General features: G+C 56.2%; 22 protein-coding genes. 15 read left to right on the top strand and 7 right to left on the bottom strand.

The features are described from left to right. Window positions 1–63: 63 nt before the first annotated feature. The gene (hutU, locus tag MWN76_RS10210) at window positions 64–1,737 is read right to left on the bottom strand and encodes a urocanate hydratase (RefSeq protein ID WP_250461307.1); all 1,674 of its coding nucleotides are present in this window, start codon (window positions 1,735–1,737) and stop codon (window positions 64–66) included. A gap of 45 nt (window positions 1,738–1,782) precedes the next feature. Next, window positions 1,783–2,514, bottom strand: a complete 732-nt coding sequence (hutC, locus tag MWN76_RS10205; protein ID WP_250461306.1) for a histidine utilization transcriptional repressor HutC — start codon at window positions 2,512–2,514, stop codon at window positions 1,783–1,785. Between the two features lie 233 nt (window positions 2,515–2,747). Between hutC and hutI the strand changes: the two genes are divergently transcribed. The 5 genes from hutI (at window position 2,748) to MWN76_RS21295 (ending at window position 6,532) form a co-directional block, all read left to right on the top strand. Then, window positions 2,748–3,977: an imidazolonepropionase gene (gene hutI / locus MWN76_RS10200; protein WP_250461305.1), complete on the top strand. Its 1,230-nt coding sequence runs from the start codon at window positions 2,748–2,750 to the stop codon at window positions 3,975–3,977. Next, a complete protein-coding gene (gene hutG / locus MWN76_RS10195) occupies window positions 3,961–4,911 on the top strand; it encodes a formimidoylglutamase (protein ID WP_250461304.1) in 951 nt (316 codons plus the stop codon). Before hutI ends, hutG begins: the two co-directional genes overlap by 17 nt. A 19-nt stretch (window positions 4,912–4,930) precedes the next feature. Further along, window positions 4,931–5,731: a helix-turn-helix transcriptional regulator gene (locus MWN76_RS10190; RefSeq protein WP_250461303.1), complete on the top strand. Its 801-nt coding sequence runs from the start codon at window positions 4,931–4,933 to the stop codon at window positions 5,729–5,731. A 55-nt stretch (window positions 5,732–5,786) separates the two neighbouring features. Further along, entirely contained in the window at window positions 5,787–6,239 is a 453-nt protein-coding gene (locus MWN76_RS10185; RefSeq protein WP_250461302.1) for a carboxymuconolactone decarboxylase family protein, read from the top strand. 113 nt (window positions 6,240–6,352) lie between these two features. Continuing rightward, window positions 6,353–6,532: a YrhK family protein gene (locus tag MWN76_RS21295; RefSeq protein WP_425606612.1), complete on the top strand. Its 180-nt coding sequence runs from the start codon at window positions 6,353–6,355 to the stop codon at window positions 6,530–6,532. A gap of 460 nt (window positions 6,533–6,992) precedes the next feature. On the opposite strand, the gene MWN76_RS10180 is transcribed toward MWN76_RS21295, so the two are convergent. The 3 genes from MWN76_RS10180 to MWN76_RS10170 form a co-directional block, all read right to left on the bottom strand. Continuing rightward, entirely contained in the window at window positions 6,993–7,409 is a 417-nt protein-coding gene (locus MWN76_RS10180; protein ID WP_250461301.1) for an organic hydroperoxide resistance protein, read from the bottom strand. 63 nt (window positions 7,410–7,472) lie between these two features. Next, entirely contained in the window at window positions 7,473–8,465 is a 993-nt protein-coding gene (locus MWN76_RS10175; RefSeq protein WP_250461300.1) for a lipid A deacylase LpxR family protein, read from the bottom strand. Between the two features lie 288 nt (window positions 8,466–8,753). Further along, window positions 8,754–9,299: a hypothetical protein gene (locus MWN76_RS10170; RefSeq protein ID WP_250461299.1), complete on the bottom strand. Its 546-nt coding sequence runs from the start codon at window positions 9,297–9,299 to the stop codon at window positions 8,754–8,756. A 259-nt stretch (window positions 9,300–9,558) separates the two neighbouring features. Between MWN76_RS10170 and MWN76_RS10165 the strand changes: the two genes are divergently transcribed. From MWN76_RS10165 to MWN76_RS10155, 3 genes are all read left to right on the top strand, one after another. Continuing rightward, window positions 9,559–10,059: an RNA polymerase sigma factor gene (locus tag MWN76_RS10165; protein ID WP_250461298.1), complete on the top strand. Its 501-nt coding sequence runs from the start codon at window positions 9,559–9,561 to the stop codon at window positions 10,057–10,059. A 1-nt stretch (window position 10,060) separates the two neighbouring features. Next, on the top strand, window positions 10,061–10,657 hold the full coding sequence (locus tag MWN76_RS10160) for a hypothetical protein (protein ID WP_250461297.1): 597 nt from the start codon (window positions 10,061–10,063) through the stop codon (window positions 10,655–10,657). A 243-nt stretch (window positions 10,658–10,900) separates the two neighbouring features. Continuing rightward, on the top strand, window positions 10,901–11,194 hold the full coding sequence (locus MWN76_RS10155; protein WP_250461296.1) for a superinfection immunity protein: 294 nt from the start codon (window positions 10,901–10,903) through the stop codon (window positions 11,192–11,194). Here the strand turns inward: MWN76_RS10155 and map are convergent. Both map and MWN76_RS10145 read right to left on the bottom strand, forming a co-directional pair. Continuing rightward, complete coding sequence (gene map, locus MWN76_RS10150; RefSeq protein WP_250461295.1) at window positions 11,191–11,967, bottom strand: type I methionyl aminopeptidase; 777 nt, start codon at window positions 11,965–11,967, stop codon at window positions 11,191–11,193. The two genes, MWN76_RS10155 and map, sit on opposite strands and share 4 nt — an antisense overlap. Next, window positions 11,960–12,166 carry a ParD-like family protein gene (locus tag MWN76_RS10145; protein ID WP_250461294.1) on the bottom strand — a complete coding sequence of 69 codons (207 nt, stop codon included), beginning with the start codon at window positions 12,164–12,166 and terminating at the stop codon, window positions 11,960–11,962. Before MWN76_RS10145 ends, map begins: the two co-directional genes overlap by 8 nt. Window positions 12,167–12,322: 156 nt before the next feature. Here MWN76_RS10145 and MWN76_RS10140 point away from each other — a divergent pair, with 156 nt between their 5' ends. From MWN76_RS10140 to MWN76_RS10110, 7 genes are all read left to right on the top strand, one after another. Next, window positions 12,323–14,017 (top strand): phytoene desaturase family protein, encoded by a 1,695-nt coding sequence (locus tag MWN76_RS10140; RefSeq protein WP_250461293.1) that lies wholly within the window; start codon window positions 12,323–12,325, stop codon window positions 14,015–14,017. Window positions 14,018–14,952: 935 nt separating this feature from the next. Further along, window positions 14,953–15,429, top strand: coding sequence for a hypothetical protein (locus MWN76_RS10135; RefSeq protein ID WP_250461292.1), 477 nt, complete (start codon window positions 14,953–14,955; stop codon window positions 15,427–15,429). Continuing rightward, entirely contained in the window at window positions 15,426–15,692 is a 267-nt protein-coding gene (locus MWN76_RS10130) for a hypothetical protein (protein ID WP_250461291.1), read from the top strand. The genes MWN76_RS10135 and MWN76_RS10130 overlap by 4 nt, the downstream gene beginning before the upstream one ends. A 268-nt stretch (window positions 15,693–15,960) precedes the next feature. After that, window positions 15,961–16,329: a hypothetical protein gene (locus MWN76_RS10125; protein WP_250461290.1), complete on the top strand. Its 369-nt coding sequence runs from the start codon at window positions 15,961–15,963 to the stop codon at window positions 16,327–16,329. 540 nt (window positions 16,330–16,869) lie between these two features. Further along, window positions 16,870–17,358 carry a hypothetical protein gene (locus MWN76_RS10120; protein ID WP_250461289.1) on the top strand — a complete coding sequence of 163 codons (489 nt, stop codon included), beginning with the start codon at window positions 16,870–16,872 and terminating at the stop codon, window positions 17,356–17,358. A 296-nt stretch (window positions 17,359–17,654) separates the two neighbouring features. Then, complete coding sequence (locus tag MWN76_RS10115) at window positions 17,655–18,506, top strand: alpha/beta hydrolase (protein WP_250461288.1); 852 nt, start codon at window positions 17,655–17,657, stop codon at window positions 18,504–18,506. 146 nt (window positions 18,507–18,652) lie between these two features. After that, window positions 18,653–18,838 (top strand): transposase, encoded by a 186-nt coding sequence (locus tag MWN76_RS10110; RefSeq protein ID WP_345780064.1) that lies wholly within the window; start codon window positions 18,653–18,655, stop codon window positions 18,836–18,838. The last annotated feature ends 685 nt before the right edge of the window (window positions 18,839–19,523 follow it).

Raw genomic sequence — 19,523 nt, 5'->3', positions numbered from 1 at the left:
AGTGAGTTCGCTCGCTTTCGCCTGCAGGGCAGGTTCCTACGGCACGGTTGTGTGAGTCCCGGATCAGTCTTTCAGCATCGGCAGGTCCAGCCCCTGCTCCTTCGCGCACTTCTTAGCGATGTCGTAACCCGCATCCGCATGGCGCATGACGCCGGTGGCCGGATCGTTCCAGAGCACGCGTTCGATGCGCTTGCGCGCCGCCTCGGTGCCGTCGCAGACGATCACCACACCGGCGTGCTGGGAAAAGCCCATGCCGACACCGCCGCCGTGGTGGATCGACACCCAGGTGGCACCGGAGGCGGTGTTCAGCAGCGCGTTCAACAGCGGCCAGTCGGACACCGCGTCCGAGCCGTCCATCATGGATTCGGTTTCGCGGTTGGGGCTGGCCACGGAGCCGCTATCCAGGTGGTCGCGGCCGATCACCACCGGCGCTTCCAGCTCGCCGTTGGCGACCATGTCGTTGAAGGCCAGCGCCAGGCGCGCGCGGTCTTTCAGGCCCACCCAGCAGATGCGCGCCGGCAGGCCCTGGAACTGGATGCGCTCGCGGGCCATATCCAGCCAGTTGTGCAGTTGCGGGTCGTCCGGGATCAGCTCCTTCACCTTGGCGTCGGTCTTGTAGATATCCTCCGGGTTGCCGGACAACGCCGCCCAGCGGAAGGGGCCGATACCCTCGCAGAACAGCGGACGGATATAGGCGGGCACGAAGCCGGGAAAATCGAAGGCGTTTTTGACCCCCTCTTCCAGTGCCATCTGGCGGATATTGTTGCCGTAGTCCAGAGTCGCGGCGCCGCGCGCCTGCAGATCCAGCATCGCCTGCACCTGCACGGCCATGGACTGCTTGGCCGCCTTGACCACCGCCGCCTCATCCTTTTGGCGCATTGCGGCGGCGTGTTCCATCGTCCAGCCCTTCGGCAGGTAGCCGTTCAGCGGGTCGTGGGCGGAGGTCTGGTCGGTGACCGAGTCCGGGGTGATATTGCGTTCCACCAGTTCCGGGAAAATATCCGCGGCATTGCCCAACAGGCCAATGGAAACCGCCTCGTCTTTTTCCATGGCGCTGTGAATCATTTCCAGTGCTTGATCCAGGCTGGTGGCTTTCCTGTCCAGATAGCCGGTGCGCAGGCGGAAATCGATGCGCGTCTCGTCGCACTCCACCGCGATCATGCAGAAACCGGCCATGGTGGCCGCCAGTGGCTGGGCGCCGCCCATACCGCCGAGGCCGCCGGTCAGGATCCATTTGCCTTTGGCCTTGCCATCGAAATGCTGGCGCGCGACCGCGGCAAAGGTCTCGTAGGTGCCCTGCACGATGCCCTGCGAACCGATATAGATCCAGGAGCCGGCGGTCATCTGGCCATACATGGCCAGGCCCTTTTTATCCAGCTCGTTGAAGTGCTCCCAGTTGGCCCAGTGCGGCACCAGGTTGGAGTTGGCGATCAGCACCCGCGGTGCATCGGCGTGGGTTCTGAATACGCCCACCGGCTTGCCGGACTGCACCAGCAGCGTCTCGTCGTCCTCGAGGCGTTTCAGTACCTCGACGATCCTGTCGTAGCATTCCCAGTCCCGCGCCGCGCGGCCGATGCCGCCGTAGACCACCAGGTCCTCCGGGCGCTCGGCCACGTCCGGGTGCAGGTTGTTCATCAGCATGCGCAGCGGCGCTTCGGTGAGCCAGCTTTTCGCATTCAGTTTGCTGCCGGTGGGAGCGGCGATCTTGCGGCTGGGATCGTGGCGTTTATCGGTCATGGTTGCCTCGTATCATTTTCGGGACTCGGGACTGGCTGTGGAATTTCAGAAACGCAGCTGTGCGCCCAGCCGGTAGCGGTTGCCCGGGTGCACCAGCCGGGCGAAACTCACGGTGCCGGTGCGGCTCTTGGTGCGCCGCCAGATCTGCAGGCAGGCGCTGTGTGTGTCGATGGCCAGGGCCTCGGCCACCGCTGCCTCCGCCGCGATTGCCTCAACGGTAGTGTCCGCCTCCGTCAGTGGCGCCACGCGGGACAGGTAGGCGTTGGGGGTGGTGGCGCTGAAGTCCTGCTGCAGGTAGTCGGGTACCAGCGCCGGATTGGTAAAGCGCTCTTCCCACTGGATCGGCAGCGCGTTGTCGCAGTGCACGATGATCGAGTGGAACACCCGCGCCTCCTCCGGCATGCCCAGGGCGCGGGCCACATCGGTGGAGGCGGTCGCCTCCTCGAGCAGCAGGATCCGGTTGCTGTAGCTGTGGCCGCGGGCGGAGACCTCGTCGGCGATATTGCGCACCTCCAGCAGCGAGCCCGCCGGCACCGGCTCGGCGACGAAGGTGCCCAGGCCCTGCGAGCGCATCAGCACGCCCTCGTCGGTCAGCTCGCTCAGGGCGCGCCGTGCGGTCATGCGGCTGACCCCGAAATCCCGCGCCAGGTCGTTCTCGGACGGCACGCGGAAGTGCACCGGCCATTCACCGGTCTCGATCTGTCCGCGGATATGCCGCTTGATCGCCGCGTAGCGGGGTTCGTTTGTGGGGGCCGAGGGCGCGCTTGCAGTATTCATGGACTTCGGTAGAGTGCTGTTCGAGCTTGTATATGGTTGTATATACAAGAGGTGGCGTTACTATGGTGCCCGGCTCGGCCGGTGTCAAGATTGCCGAATGAAGCCCGGCTGGGCCTGGAGCGGGCCGGTCGGTCACCGACGTTGAAAACCGCTCGTCCACCAGGCGAGCGACTATGGTTATAAATGAGGAAAACCGCGCCGCCAGACTCTGTGCGCGCGCCGGGAACAAGCCTATGACAGAACGCTGCGACCTGCTGATCACCAACGTCCATGCCGCCACCATGGATCCGTCGCTTCCCGGGGGCTACGGCGCCGTGGAAGATGCCGCGGTGGCCGTGACCGGGGGCAAAATCGTGTGGCTGGGGCCGCGCGGGGAGCTGCCGGAAACCGCCGCCGACCACACCATCGACGGCGAGGGCCAGTGGCTGACCCCGGGCCTGGTCGACTGCCACACCCACCTGGTCTACGGCGGTCACCGCGCCGGGGAATTCGCCCGTCGCCTGGGCGGCGAGAGTTACGAGGAAGTGGCACGTGCCGGCGGCGGTATCCTGTCCACCGTCCGCGCGACCCGCGCCGCCAGCGCCGAGCAGCTATACCGCGGCGCCGAGCCGCGGCTGCGGGCGCTGATGGCCGAGGGCGCCACCACCATCGAGGTGAAGTCCGGCTATGGCCTGGACCTGGACACCGAACTGAAACAGCTGCGCACCGCGCGCCGCCTGGGCCAGCACCATCCGGTGGAGATCGTCACCACCTGCCTGGCGGCGCACGCGCTGCCCCCGGAATACGACGGCCGCGCGGACGAATATATCGACCTGGTGTGTGAGCAGATTCTGCCGGCGGTCGCCAGGGAGCAACTGGCCGATGCGGTGGACATGTTCTGCGAGAAGATCGCTTTCTCCGTCGAGCAGTGCCAGCGGGTCATCGATGCCGCGAAAGACCTGGACCTGCCGGTAAAAGTCCACGCGGAACAGTTGGCCCGCACCGGTGCCACGGCCATGGCGGCCCGGTCCAGCGCGCTGTCCGTGGACCATATCGAATACATCACCGACGGGGATGTGGCGCAGATGGCGGACAGCGGCACCGTTGCGGTGCTGTTGCCCGGTGCCTTCTATACCCTGCGCGAAACCCGTGTGCCGCCGGTGGACAAATTGCGGGCGGCCGGCGTGCCCATGGCGCTGTCCACGGACCTGAACCCGGGCAGCTGCCCGATCGCCTCGCTGCGGTTGATGATGAATATGGGCTGCAACCTGTTCGGCCTGACGCCGGCGGAGGCGCTGGCGGGCGTGACCCGCTCCGCCGCCCGCGCGCTGGGGCTCTGCTGTTCCCGCGGCGCCCTGCGCCCGGGCCTGCGCGCCGACATGGTGCTGTGGCCGATGGATACGCCCGATCAGCTGGCCTACGAGGTCGGCGCCCTGCAACCCGCGCAGATTTTTTTCGGAGGCAAAGATGTTACAGCTGGCTGATATGCGCCTGTGGAGCGGCCGCACCGACAGCGAGGACGGCCGCGCGGGCGAGCGCTGGCACCAGCGGATCTCGCCGCTGCAGCTGGACAGCCCGCCGGGCCTGGCGATTCTCGGTTTCGCCTCCGACGAGGGCGTGCGCCGCAACAAGGGCCGCATCGGCGCCGCCAAGGGCCCGCGCATCCTGCGCCTGGCGATGGCCAGCCTCCCGGCCACCTTCGATACGCCGCTGTACGACGCCGGCAACGTCAAGGTGGAAAAAGAGGACCTGGAATCCGCCCAGTCGCTGCTCGGTGCGCGCGTCACTGAACTGCTGAACGGCGGCCATTTCCCGCTGGTACTCGGCGGCGGTCATGAAGTGGCCTTTGGCAGCTACCAGGGTATCGCCCGCTGGATGCGCGAGGAGCACCGGGACAAGACCCTCGGCGTGATCAATTTCGACGCCCACCTGGACCTGCGTATTCCGAGCCCCAAGGGGTCGTCGGGAACACCCTTCTACCAGATTGCCGAGCAGTGCGAGATCAACGGCCGGCCGTTCAATTACCTGTGTATCGGCGCCGCCGACAATGCCAATACGCCGGCGCTGTTCAATCGCGCCGACGAACTGGGCGCGGAAGTGATCCGCGACCGGGAGATCACCAGTTGGCACCTGGAGCGGGTGCGCGAGCGGATCCTGCGCTTTATCCAGGGGGTCGACCTGGTCTACCTGAGCGTCTGCTTCGATGTATTTCCCGCAGCGGTGATGCCCGCGGTCAGCGCCCCGGCCGGGCGCGGTGTGCCGCTGGAATTGTTTGAACCATTGCTGGATACCGTACTGGAAACCGGTAAGGTCTGCCTCGCCGACCTGGCCGAATTCAATCCCTATTTCGATATCGAGGACCACGCCGCGCGCACGGCGGCGCGGGTGGCTTTCCAGATTGCGAATGGGGTGACCTGATTGCATAAGGATGGCGGAGTTGATTCCAGCAGACAGCTTTGAGGCACTGCACGTCCAGACATTTTTTCCGGAGCCTCACCTGAAGCCCTGGATCCAGTGTTACTGGGTTCTGGGTGGCGAAGGCGGTGTCGGCACCGCCGCGCGGGAGAAGTTGTACCCCGACGCCGGCAGCAGCCTCACCATCGATCTCTCCACAGACCAGCCGGCAATTTCCTTTACGTCCAACCGGGTTACCAGGGTCGAGGTCTTTCGCAGCAACCAGCAACTGATCAGTATCCGCTTCAACCCGTCCGGCAGTCTCTACCTGCTCGACCTGGATCCGCAGATGTTTGGCGATCAGCAGTATGTATTGGGTGGGGATCTGGAACCCGCCTGGTATCGCAGCTTTATGGCGCTTATGGACAGAATCCATTCGCTGACGATGTCCGGGCGTGTTGCAGGGATCCAGGGCTGGCTGACCCATCGGCTGCAAAAGCTGGATGCGCTGGAGCGGGATATGCGCACCATTCAGGGAATCGTTGCACAGACAAAGCTCATGAACTCCGTGCCGCTGCTCTGTGAACGGCTGGGCATGAACCGCAGAACCCTGGAGAGAAAGCTGCGGCGTGAAGTCGGAGTCAGTCCGGCAGAGCTGATCCAGTTTGGCCGCATGTATCGGGCGCGTTATGGCTTGATCCACACCCCGGCCTCGATCGGGGATGTCGCCCTGGATTGCGGCTTCTTCGACCAGGCCCATTTCTCGCACGCATTCCGTCGCTATACGCTGGAGACGCCTGGCTCCTATCGAAAGCGCAAGGTGTCGCAGATCTACAATAAATAGCGCCCGTTTATTCCTATACTGCATGGCAATGTCAATTGGCTGTGGGTAAATCAGTATGAGTGAGCGTTTGTCACAACAGGCTTTCTATGAGCTCGGTCCCCGGATCTCCAGCAGCCTCCTGGCGTTGGGCAAGACCGATCATCAATCCGCACTGGAGAAAAGCCTCTGCAATCTGGTGAGGTTGCGAGTGTCACAAATCAATCAATGCTGCTTCTGTCTGCACATGCATTCTCAGGAGTTGCGCGAGGGTGGCGAACAGCAGGCGCGGCTGGACGTTCTGTCCGCCTGGCACGAGGCGAGCTGCTTCTCCGGGCGTGAAAGAGTGGCGCTGGCCCTGGCAGAGTCCATTACCCGTATAGAAAAAGACGGCGTCACCGACGACATATATCAGCAGTGTCTGCAGGAATTTGGTGAGCGCGATCTTTTGGAGCTGATGGCCGTTATCCTGGAAATCAACAGCTGGAACCGCGTATCGATTAGTATGAAGTTTCAGCCTGATATTCAGTAGCAGCAAGCAGGAAATTTTCCGCTTAAATTGAAACGTGTGGATATTGATTGCAAGACTCTATTTGGGCCGCTGTATGAGCTGTCCGGGATTTTTCTGGGTATCTGGGTAAGTCGATGATTGAGAAGCTTCATAATCTGTTGGGAGTGGTTAGCAGCATTGCATTTCTGTCGGGCAGTATCCTGTTTTTGCCGAATTTTTCACAGTATGCTGTTGCCGGAGTCTGGCTCTTTGCGCTTGGCTCCCTGTTAATGCTGATGACCACGGCTCATAATACCCTTCGCTCGTGGCGTTAACGATATTTTGGATGTCATCTCGTATTCCTGGTTGCGAAGAGGTAACTAGTGGGCTGCTTGTAAAGTTCGGTAACAAAGGAGCACAGCCAAATTGTTCAGGTCAAGGTGAGAAAGCGCTGGAATAGCAGCGTTATTTCAAGCTTTCTCAACGCAGAGCTGGACGATTTGGCGAAGCGAACTGTTACCTAACTTTGCGAGCGGCCCGCTAGGGGCCGGTAGCAGAGAAAGGCCGCTGTGGATCGCCCGCAGCTCTCAGGGGAAGATATCGGAAGCTGGAATATACCAAGGCGGCTGCGCTGGACCGAAGCCCGACTCACCATCAGCAGAGCGGGCGGAATTGACGCGATTTTTTATCTCGTACATGCTCGTATTAATCATCGGAAAAGTGCGCGACTGACTCTGCAGTCCGGTATGCAACGCAGTGCTCAAGTCGCGCTATGTGAATAAGCCTGAAACCGCCTCAAGTCTCCACGTGTAACCGCACATCCACATTGTTGCGTGTGGCGTTGGAGTAGGGGCAGACTCGGTGCGCTTTGGCCACCAGGTCCTCGGCCTGTTGCTGCTCCATGCCCGGTAGCGTTACGAAGAGATCGATATCCAGACCGAATCCTTCGCCCTTCGGCCCTATCCCAACCTCGCCGCGGACACTGGTATCGCCCGGTACCGAAATTTTCTCGTCGCCCGCGACCTTTTTCATGGCACCGATAAAGCAGGCTGAATAGCCTGCGGCGAACAGCTGTTCCGGGTTGGTCGCGCCGCCGGGGCCGCCCATTTCCTCCGGAACCGCCAGCTTCACTTCCAGTTGGCCGTCGGATGATTTGGCCTTGCCGTCGCGGCCGCCAGTGGCAGTGGCCACGGCTTTGTAGAGGACTTTCATGGTGTTGCTCTCCCTGTGGTTTGCTGAAAAGAGGTCTCTCTCCAGTATGGCTGAGAAGTTGCTTCAGAACTCCCGCCAGGCACTGAAACTACCGAGTCTGGGCGGCTCTTCCTGTTGCTCGAATTCGCGGCTACGGAAATAGTGCGCAAAAGCGAACCGCCAGTGCCCGTAACTACCCGCCACGCCTATGCCCAGGTCCAGTACCAGTGGTTCGCGAGTGACGCTGTGGCTGTCTTTCCAGGTGTTGCCGTCCAGTGTGACATCATAGATGACGCCGCGCAGGTTGGTGGCGATAAAGCCGTGCAGTTTCAGGCGGCGGCTGTAATCCCTGTGGCGCGTGGGCACGGTGTTTTCCGACGCCGGCAACAGCGGCGCGCTGCCGAAATTGTCCGGTAGTTGCGGGCCGAAGCGCCACTCGGCGCCGATATTGAGATCGGTGACCAGGTTACCAAAACTGCCGCCAGTGCGCAGTATCAGGTCTTGTTGCCAGTCGCCACCCCCGCCGGGCTCGATATGCAGGCGATACAGGCGCTGGGTCGACAGGCGGAAGACCAGTTCGTCGCGAAGCTGGTTGTCCCAGCCGCGGAATGTCTCCGACCCCAGCAGCTTGTGCACACCTTTTTGCAGATCCTCTCCCAATGCCGAGGGGCCGATAATCCCCAGGTCCAGGCCGGTACTCTGCATGCGGTTATCGCTTCTGCCGTTATAGTCCACGCCGACAAGCAGCACGCCGGCGTAGGGCCGGTCGTCTTTCACCAGCTCGCTGGCGCGCCAGTCGCCCGGGGTAAAAATACCGTGGCCGACAGTCAACGCCATATTGTACTGATCCCATTCCCGCGGCTGCAGCCAGCCCAGGCCATGATTCAGCCATCGGTAACTGGCGGGCAGCCGCGAGTCATCGAAGTCGTCCACCGTCTGTGACAGGAAGCCGATATTGATACCGTTGGAATAACCCCGGTCGCTGCCGGCAAAGATATCGTTGTCGATACGCAGGGTGACTGCCTGCAATGCGCTGTCGGTTTTTCCGGTATCGGCAAGGGCCGATGAACTGAGCACGAACAGCGCCGTGGATAAACTGAATAGAACAAGACAAAAAAACCGATGGGTAATGACGGGTTTTTCGATAGAACAATAACGGGTACTTCTGGGCATGCGACTTCTGAACAATTGCAGGACGGGCGGAAGGGCCCGGGTCGGGAAGAAATATTTGGGCGGGAGGGGATTATTAAAGTTTGGTTACCGCGGAATCCAGTCGCTTTGTCGCACCGGCGGAACTTGTGGTGGGCTGCGGACCCCGCCTCGGCGGGCGCGGGTCCGCTGTGCGCGGGGGCTGGTTGGCTTGAGCTACAGGATTTCCATCACCCCGGTACCGCTCTGGAATGTTACGCCGGGCGCTGTCAGGCAGTAGAGCAGGTCCAGGGATGCCTGCACAATCTGTTCATTGAAGGTTCTTCCGGTGAAGGGCCCGGAAATGATCGGGCCGGTGATCAGGTGTATTGTCTGGCCGGCGGCATCGGTGCTCTGGCTGGTCGCATCCACAACGCTGATCTGCCCGTTGCTCCAGGTTACTTCCACCAGTGCAGACCCGCTTGGTGGCAGTGCCAGGCAACTGCGCGGACCACTGAAGCTGCCGGAGCGGCTGCCGGAGATAATTGGCGAGCCGGTCAGTGATGTACAGCCGCTGTAACCGGTATCGAAAGTGATGTCGGTCTGTTGGGTAAACAGACGCAGGCCGGGGGAGTAGCTGATTTCCGAACTGGCAACGCAGGTCAGCTCCCCGACGGCCAGGGCATTACCTGAAGGCAGTGCCAGGCTTATGGCAAGCGCAAACAGGGCCAGGGTGCGGTGACTCAATCTGCTGGTGCCTGTTCTGGTTTTTGAAGTTTTCATGGAATATCCTCGGTTAATGGCTTCTCGACTACCCACTATCCTTAACACAAGGATCCGGCCTTTTATTTTGCCTGACGCTGTAGATATTCTGTTTTCGGGCGGTTGTGAACAGGCACAACAATATTGGCGCTACAAATTCCGGCAGCACCAGTTCCTGTCGGACTGGATAGGGACTGGAGTCCATTTTCCATAGAAAATTTTTGTGTAAGTTTTTCCTGGCTGCGGATACTGTAACTCCGGGTACCAGGGGAAAGTCCGCGTGAGAGCCAGCGAGCAGTTATTCCAGCAGTTAGTCGCCGACCACGGCGCCGCCATTGCCCGCGTTGCCGGCAGCTATGTGCGCAACAGTGCCGAGCGCGATGACCTGGCGCAGGATATCTGGCTCGCGGTATGGCGCGCGCTGCCATCCTTTCGCGGTGATGCCAGCCTGAAAACCTTCGTTTTCCGCATAGCGCACAACCGCGCGGTTACCGCGCTGGCGCGCCGGCGACCGGAGGGCGCCGCGGAAGACGCGCTGGAGCAACTGGCGGACTCCGCGCCCGGTCCGGCAGAGCAGCTGGCTTCGCGACGCGATTCCGAGCGTCTCCTGGCCGCCGTGCAGCAGCTGCCCCTGGGCTTGCGCCAGACCCTGACCCTGCGCCTGGAAGGGCTCAGCTATGCGGAGATCTCGGAAGTGCTGGGCATCGGGGAATCCAACGTCGCAGTGCGCCTGAACCGCGCGCGACAGAAACTCAGCGAGCGGCTGGGCGGGAGAAACTGACATGAACGATACCACCGATCGGGACTGGCAGGCGCTGCAGGAACTGTGGCGCGCGCAGCCCGCAGAGACTCCGGTGCCGGCGGAAGTCCGCCGCCGGGTCAAGCGGCAGGAGCGCTACCTGCGCCTCGGCGCCGCGGCGGAATGGCTGGTGGCTGTGGGCCTGTGTACCTATGCCATTGTCATCGCGGCACGCGACTGGGCACCGGCGGATATCTTCTGGGCACTGGTGGTGCTGGTCCTGGTGGGCTGGGCACTCAGCTTTTCCCTCGCCAATCGCCGCGATCTCTACTGCCCGCCGGAGGAATCCACCCGCGCCTATATCGACCTGGCACTGTTGCGTATCGCGCGCAAGCGCAACGCGGTAAGGTTTGCCTGGCTTCTGTACGCCATCGAACTGGCGATCTTCCTGTCGTGGGAACTCCTGGCGCTGTGGGGGTGGCTGGAGCCGATACTGACATCCGCCTCCACACCTACGCTACTGGCAATAGCGACCGTCACCCTGGTGCTGGCTGGCTGGAGCCTGTTTGTCTGGTTGCGCAGTGCGCGCGACCTTCGGCTGTTCACCGAGCTGCAGAAACAGAACTCCGATTCTGTGTAAGAAAGCCCGGTTGTCGGGGACTGTATTCATTGAACACAGCCCGGGAGGGGGAAATGCAGTGGAGCAATCTGGTGGGAAGCCTATTCCTGATCGGCATTCTGTTGTTGCTGCTCGGCAGCCTGCGGGAAATACACCGGGATTCCGGCAGCACAGCGCCGATTCCGGTGCCGCGGGTGGCCGGGATTCCGGCAGCTCCGCCTCGGCTGTGTTCACACCTGTCACAATTCACCGAGGATATCGACCATGCTGACCGATCTCGACCAGATGTGGGCGGACATGACCGCCGCCGTTCAGGGCCTGGGCCTGTTTAAAGGCATACTCTTTGTGCTGTTCTTCCTGGCACTGTGGTTTCTGCCAGTCATCATCGCGCTGTTTCGCAATCGCGATCACCTGGGCAGGATCTTTGTCGCCAACATCCCGGCCATTCTCTCCTGGGTGGCTTGGCTGGCGCTGATCGCCTGGGCCTTTACCGGTAAGTGCAAAACCGGCGAGGGCGCGGAAGCCGAGCGGGAACCGGCGAAGAAAGCGGCCGTTTAGCGGGCCTTTTCCTCTGCCCGCAATGTCAACACCTCGCAACCGCCGGCGGTGACCAGTACGGTGTGTTCCCACTGGGCGGACAGCTTTTTATCCCGGGTGACCACCGTCCAGCCGTCTTTCTTGACCCTGGTCTTGTAACTGCCCTGGTTGATCATCGGTTCGATGGTAAAGGTCATTCCCTCGTGCAACAGCGGTCCTGTGCCGGGGCGGCCGAAGTGCAGCACCTGCGGGGCTTCGTGCATTTCGCGGCCGATGCCGTGGCCGCAATACTCGCGTACGACGCTATAGCCGGCGCCCTCTGCGCAACGCTGGATCGCATGGCCGATATCGCCGAGCCGCGCACCGGGGCGTACCGCCTCGATACCGCGCCACATGGCATCGTAGGTGGTCTGGACCAGCTGCCAGGCTGCCGGTGACACCCGGCCGACCATGTACATCTTGCTCGAATCCGCAATATAGCCGCCGTTCTCCAGGGTGATATCCAGGTTGACGATATCGCCGTTCTGGAGCTGCTGTGTCCCCTTCGGCATGCCGTGGCACACCACCTCGTTGACGGAGCTGTTCAGCACATAGGGATAGTCGTACTGCCCCTTGCTGGCCGGTCGGGAGTGCAACTCGTCGACAATAAAGCGTTCGACGCGATCATTGATCTCCATCGTCGACACACCGGGCCCGACAAAGTCGTCCAGCATCGCGAACACCCGGCTCAGCAGCTGCCCGGCGTTGCGCATCAGTGCCTGCTCGGTGGCGGTCTTGATCGGTGCACTATTCACGGATCAGCTCCTCCAGCGTGGGTGGTTCGGCGCGCAGCAGCTGTTTGCGCAACTGGTCGTAGCCCTGATCCGGATTCATCTCGGCCAACATACCGAGGCGAATCCAGAACTCCGCCTGGGCATTGATCGAGCGGGCCATGGCCGAGCTGGCCCGGCGGATCTCATCGTGCAGCTCATCGGATATTTTAACGATGCCCATTCGTGACTCTCCCGTGGGTTTATATGAATTGTATATGATTCATATAGCGAATGCATGACGAGGAAATTGCAGGCAACTGATATGCAACTTATTGCATATTGGGTGAGTGACAGCTAAGGTGACGTCATAACAATAAACCCACAACAGGCTCTTATCGTGAACAGTACAGACGCCCAGCCCCGCGGCCCCCAGCCCAGCCGCCTGCGCATTGGCCGGCGCTACCGCGCCAACCGGCTGGATGGCCCCTACGACGCCGTAGTGATCGGCTCCGGTATCGGCGGCCTCACCACCGCCGCCCTGCTGAGTGCCGCCGGGCAAAAAGTATTGGTGCTGGAGCAGCACTATACCGCCGGTGGCTTTACCCACGCCTACGACCGCAATGGCTACGAATGGGATGTGGGCGTGCACTATATCGGTGACGTAGGTGAACATCCGACCGCGACCCGCAAACTGTTCGACTTCCTGTCCGCCGGTAAACTCCACTGGGCGCCGATGGACAGTACCTACGACCGTATCTGCCTCGGTGAAGAGCCATTCGATCTACGCGCTGGCCGCGAGGCATTTATTGAAGAGCTCCTGGCACATTTCCCTCAGGAGCGCCGGACACTCGAGCGGTACCTGGAGCGGGTCTCTGCCGTGGCCCGCGCCATGCCGCTGATTACCATGGAAAAGCTGTTGCCCCGCTGGTGTGCGCCGGTGCTGAGCCTGTGGAAAAAGCTGCGCCTGCCGAATTACCTCAACAAAACCACCTACGAAGTGCTGCGGGAGCTGACAGACAATGAAAAGCTGATAGCCGTCCTCACCGGTCAGTGGGGCGACAATGGTATGACGCCCAAAACCGGCAGTTTTATCATCCATGCACTGATCGTGAAGCACTACCTCCACGGCGGCTACTACCCGATTGGCGGTGCCAGCAGAATTGCCGAGACCATCATTCCGCAGATCCGGGCCGATGGTGGCGAGGTCTTCACCTACGCGCGTGTGGAAACCCTGCTACTGGATGGCAACCGCGTTTGCGGTGTGCGTATGGCGGACGGTACCGAAATCCGTGCGCCGACAGTGGTCTCCGGTGCTGGTGTATTCAACACCTTCGAGCGCCTGTTGCCACACAGTGCCAGTGAAGCTGCCGGATACAACCGTGACCTGAAACGCGTACAACCCTCCATGGCCCATATCTGCCTGTATATCGGCCTGCAGAAAACCGCCGCGGAACTGGGCCTGCCGAAGACCAACTACTGGCTCTACCCGAGTGGGGACTATGAAGGCGATGTGCAGAAGTTCCTGCAAAACAGCGACGAGGAAATCCCGCTGGTCTACCTCTCTTTTCCCTCCGCCAAAGACCCGAGCTTCACACAGCGCTACCCCGGGCGCGCGACCATAGAAATCGTGGCGCCGGGAAAATATGAATGGTTTGCACAGTGGCAGGACAAACCCTGGGGTAAGCGCGGGCAGGACTACGAACAATTGAAACAGCACTACAGTGACCGGTTGCTGGAGAAACTGTACAAACACTTCCCGCAATTGCGCGGCCAAATCGACTACTGTGAACTCTCCACCCCGCTATCGACTGACCATTTCTGCTTCTATCCACACGGCGAGATCTACGGCCTGAACCACGATCCCCAACGTTTTGAACAGCGCTGGCTGCGCCCTAAAACCCGCATCAAAGGCCTGTACCTGACCGGCCAGGACATAATGAGCTGCGGCGTCGCCGGTGCCATGATGGGCGGTGTGCTCACGAGCCAGGCCATTCTGGGCTGGCGCCGGGGCATATCGCTGCTGCGAAAGGTGTTTGGAAGTAAGTCCGGGCTGCAGAAAGTGGAGGATACAGAGACTGAGGCTGCAAACTGATGCACTCAGGAGTATCGGACCAACTGGTACAGGCTGCCCAAGTGAAGAAAAGTTGCCGAATTCAAGAGCGAGAGGCTTCTATCGGTGGAGAAATGGTTGTAAGTTATTGATTTATAAAGGCTGGGAAATGAGATCAAGAGCGGAGCTATGAAAATTGCGCCACGCTGTTTTGCTTTATAGTTCTGTACAAAAAACAAACAATACCTTTTATGTTATTGACTTTAAAGGCTTTTCTGTGGTCTTTGGTTGAGTATGTCTGTAGATAGAAGCGAAGTGATATAGAGCGGTGGCTTTTGAATTAACTGTTATGAGAGCGGAACTTCCGAAGTGTGAGAAAATATGGCAGTTTTGTGGTTTGCAAGTTTTATTGGATTGTGGGTGCTAATGGTCATTTGGGGGCGCAAGCTCTCGATTCTTTTAAAATACCTAGAATTGAACCTGCCATCTAAGTATGAAGCACTTGGAAGGCCTCACTTGATAGGAAATAATTCACCAAAGCATACGAAAAAAATTTTAAAATTCATCCACTGTCAATCTCACGATGACCAATTCGTTGAGAAAATATGCAGATTTCTATTGAAGGTAGTCTATTTATACATGGCTTTGTTTGCTTATTGTACTAGCTACATACTGGTCGTGGCCACGTCCTCATAACCAGGCCATGCTGCGGACGCCCTACACAACGCGCTTTGCGCTAAATACGCTACAGCCGCCGCAGATGGCAACGTTCAGGCTGTAGAAAAACTCGAGTAATTCTGGAGCATGTTAATTTTTCGTACGGAGAGCGCCCATGAAATGCTTTTCGTCATGGAGAACAGGTGCAGAATTCACGTAAAAGTGCGATTTTTGAGTAAAATATGAACAGCAAGGAGGAGTTGGAGTTTTTCTACAGCCTCGTTAATGTTCAGTTCCAATAAGCCACACAAGGAGAGAGAGTGGAGCAGTTTAAAACAACAGAAGATTTAAGGGATGCAATAAAAAGGCTAGAAAAGTGGTTTGCGAGACCAATCGTAGAAGGTGAGCATCCTACTTTGTATATCAATCCAGGTAGTTCAAATCGAGAAGTAGTGAACGGAATCCAACGAGATGATTATGTCTTTTCAAATTGTGGAAAATGGATTATGCCTTCGGCTGATCATGGTCTTTCTTTTTCCGGACATTGGCAACACTTGAAAGGTATTCACCGGATGAAATCAAAACGAAATCCGGGACAAAGGGTGCACGTATTTTGGGTGTTGGAAAAAGCGAAGATTCCAGATGGGTTAAAGTTTAACGTAGATCCAAGAGATAAAAAGAAGCAGCACTTTCTACTCTCAGTAACGAAGAAAATGACGGTTTCTGAGTTACGTTCAAAACTAGAGTGGGTAGCGGATAGAATGTCAGTAATTAAAGATGCGCAGGATGCATTATGATCGAGTTCAAAGATAAAAAGGAAAAGGAAATACTTGTTCACTACGCTAGTGAATTTGGAAATAAAGAAATTATCAAGATAATTGAGTCAGGTGTTTCCAGCGAAGAAGAAGTCGCTCAATTAGCTAAGTTCTATTGGAAAATTGTTGATAAAACTATCGAAGATAAAGATCTTGGATATTATCTAGAGAAAATTTACACAACATTGCACATACACTGTGGAAACAATGGTTACTCGGATACATGGGATAATCAAATCCCGTAACCTCCAGGGGTTCCTGTGCCACCGTCACATTAACAATCCGCTTCAGGCCGACGGCCAACTTTGCGCACTTTATGCGCGGTCGCTACGCTCCCATTATCGCGCATAAAGCGCACAAAATTGTCCGCGTCTGAGTGCGGCGTTCAGGCTGTAGAAAAACTCGAGTAATTCTGGAGCATGTTAATCTTTCGTGCGGAGAGCGCCCTGAAATGCTTTTCGTCATGGAGAACAGGTGTAGAATTCACGTAGAAGCACGATTTTTGAGTAGAATATGAACAGCAAGGAGGAGCTGGAGTTTTTCTACAGCCTCGTTATGCAAAATCAACAACTGCCGAGTTTTATGAAAAATAGGAAATGTCCATACTGTCAGGAAGAGACGATATCTCGCAAAAATCTTGTGCTTCAAACTCTCTATATTCCAGGTATCGTGAGTGAGTGTAAAAACTGCCATGCTGTGGTAAGTATAAAAAGTAGCGATAACCCACTATGGGGTGTCGCACTAGAAATACTAGTTTTTGTTCTTGCGATAGCCTCTATCAACCTATTTGGTAGCATTTGGTGGGGAATTGCACTATTTGTTTCTTGGCGCATTTCAAGATTGCTGGAAAAATCAAATGCTCAGCTGGAGTACATTCGGTAATGCATAACAAAAAGCTGCAAGCGGAAATATTTTACTACGCTCGTTTTTGTGCATTCCGCTGCGCTTCATTCTCACACAAAAACGATCTCCGTAAAATATTTCGGTGAGCTCGGCGTTCTGTTGCAGAGGATTCAGGCTTTAGGTGAATGGCAAAATCTGGTTTTATTCCGCAGAAGTTGAGACCTTGGATTGAGGCACGAAAGAAGTATCGGTTGTCGCATGCTCAAGTGCAGATGGCCAGGGAGCTTGGTCTAAACCCCAAGAAATTTAGAGGTCTGGCCAACCACAAGCAAGAACCATGGAAGTAGCCTTTGCCGGATTATATTGAGAAGCTATATTTCAAGCACTTCAATAAAAGTGGGCCTGATATTGTTCGATCAGTCGAGCAGATGGTAACAGACAAGGCTGCGAGAAAAGCCAGGCGGAAAGAAGAGAGGGGTTCGGAGGGGACTGCAACTCACCCAACAGAACAAGTTTAGGCAAGCGACGCCAAAAAGCGGCGCGCTTGCTACGTTATGCCATAAAAAAGGAGGTTTACTCATGGAAGGTCTACTAAAAAAGCTTCAGCCAAAGTGGCTGGCGGTTGTATTGGCGTTTTTTATCTTGGGTCGTGCAGTTACCGCATTTTTGTCAGAAGATTTTGGTACCGAGCTTATGAGTGACAGCGGTCAATGGGTAATACATGGGTTAAAATTTAGTTACATAGGGAATACCATATTTCTACCCTTGATGTTTTCCCTGCTAGCAGTTGAGCTTGCAAAGAATTCTCTATCTCCTGTTTTCTTTCGGGCCGTTCTCTCTGTGCATTTTTTATCTGTTCTGTTTGTATCCTTAGTTTATGGTTTGCATGCGATGAGTTTTGGACCAAGCCCTGGGCAGGGGGGAGCGGAAGGAATTTCAATACAAAGCGAGTCTGGGGTCTATAGAGCCATCGCCACTTTAATTACTGTTACTACTACAACTATCTTGGCATGGCTTTGGCAGAAGCATGATTATCGGCTTTTCAGTGCTGTACGTAGAGTGGCATAACAAGGTGCGGCAGACCGACGTCTTACTTCATGCATTTTTGCGCAGTCGCTACGCTCCTATTTTCGCGCAAAAACTACACAAAGTAAGCCGCCGCTGCGCACGGCGTTCAGGCTGTAGAAAAACTCGAGTAATTCTGGAGCATGTTAATTTTTCGTGTGGAGAGCGCCCTGAAATGCTTTTCGTCATGGAGAATAGGTGCAGAATTCACGTAGAAGCGCGCTTTTTGAGTAAAATATGAACAGCAAGGAGGGGCTGGAGTTTTTCTACAGCCTCGTTATGCGAAATGAGAAAATAATATGATGAAGAATCTGGTTATATTTTGTTTGTTTATGTTTTCTTTTGTAAGCGTTGAAGCAAATGATCGAAAGTCATATGAAATTCCTAGAACCAACATAGTTCCTATCAGAGATTCTGTGTCTGATTGGCAATATGATCTTTATGTAAAGCTGCCAGAGAAATACTTCGAGAGAGACGATAAAAAATTCCCCGCTATCTATTTTCCAGATGCGGCTTGGAATATCGAGATTTTATCTGCTACAACAGAATATTTGATGGAAGACGCTATTTTGGTCGGAATTTCCTGGCAAACTGATATAGATGAGAGTTTATTAAAGGAAGCAGGACCTCATGTAAGTAGGTATCGTGACTACACAATGCAAGCATCAAGTAAGAAAGAAGTGCAGCAAAAGTACCAACTTGGAAAGGCGCATAATCATCTAAATTTTATTCGTAGTGACATAATTAAGTATGTAGAGAGCAACTACCGAGCCGATTCTAAAAATCGTACTTTCTTTGGGTATTCACTTGGTAGTGAATTAGGTGCATACATACTACTCACGAAACCCGATACGTTTAAGAACTACATTCTTGGTAGCCCTTCAATTGTTGGCGATATCCCTTACCTTGCTGATATCGAAGCCAATCTGGAAGAAAAAATTGAGAGCCTAAATTCAAACGTTTTTGTTTCATATGGATCGCTTGAGAGTGAGCTTGGAGATGAAGCTGAAAAGCTTATCACTATCCTAGAAAGTAGAAATGATAACAGCTTGTCATTGAAGCACTTAGTTATTGAAGGTGATCATCAGGCGGCGCTACCTATGACTGTAGTGCGAAGTGTAACTTGGCTCTCGTCGCAAGTCGGCGAGTAAAGCGCATAACGAATAAGGATAGGTGCGACACGAAGTCGCGCGATGAAGTTGTTCCGCTAGATATGGACGGAACCGCCCATGTCACTGGGCGAATCTACGGGCCTGAATAAAGCAGCGGCCTGGACAATGTAACGAAGCGCCGAGAGGTGCGGGGCGCAAATCGCGAGAGGCACCGCATGTTCGTGGTAAAGCCGGCATTCGGCAATACCGGGACTAACAAAAGCCTGAATCGGTTCTCATTACGAGATCGAGAAAAGGTTCATGGATACTGGCAGATCTTCTTCCTGGTACACAATATTGAGAAACTGATGAATTATAGAGCGATTCATTGAGCCGGTAGGTCGCTGGAATAGCCAATCTGCGGAGTTTTCTGATTGAATGGCTATATAAAAGCGACTGTGTTTAAATCGACTTGAACAGGTAGCCAAAATTATGGCTGCGGAAAGCTTGTTATCCGGGATGGTTTTTCTACAGTCTCGTTATGCATATGACTAGAAAGCTAGTTTTGATATCGGCCTTTGCTCTGGTAGCCTGCTCTGACCCGGTCTATACCGCGAGTGATTTGAGCAAGGCGATTTCGGAAGAGCTTCAGGAAAATGATTATAGGTCTATTGATTTCGCCCAATTCGTTGAAAAAAGCTGGTCGAAAGTTTGCTTTTCGGGCCTTACAACGAAAGATCCAGTGAAGCCTTGGGTTTTGAATGGAATATCGGTGATCATACGGATGTACTGCACTCTGAAGGACACAATGTGATCGTGTTTGCGACGGAGAATGAAGTTCTCGAATATGCCGTTCATTCGAGAAGTCAGGGTGATTTCTCGGAGCTATCTGGTGAGTGCTTCCCTCGCGATAAGGCAAGCTTTATCAAAGATCCGGACAGTCGACAGTGGCGGGCAACCGTACCCTCCAAAGCATAGTAGCGTTATTTCAAGATTTCTCAATGCAGAGCTGGGCGATTTGGCGAAGCGAGCTGTTACCTAACTTTGTGAGCGGTCCATTAGATAGATTTTTTGTGC

This window comes from Microbulbifer litoralis, from assembly GCF_023634065.1.
GTDB classification, from domain to species: Bacteria; Pseudomonadota; Gammaproteobacteria; order Pseudomonadales; family Cellvibrionaceae; genus Microbulbifer; species Microbulbifer litoralis.
This window is presented reverse-complemented; position numbering and strand designations above follow the sequence as displayed.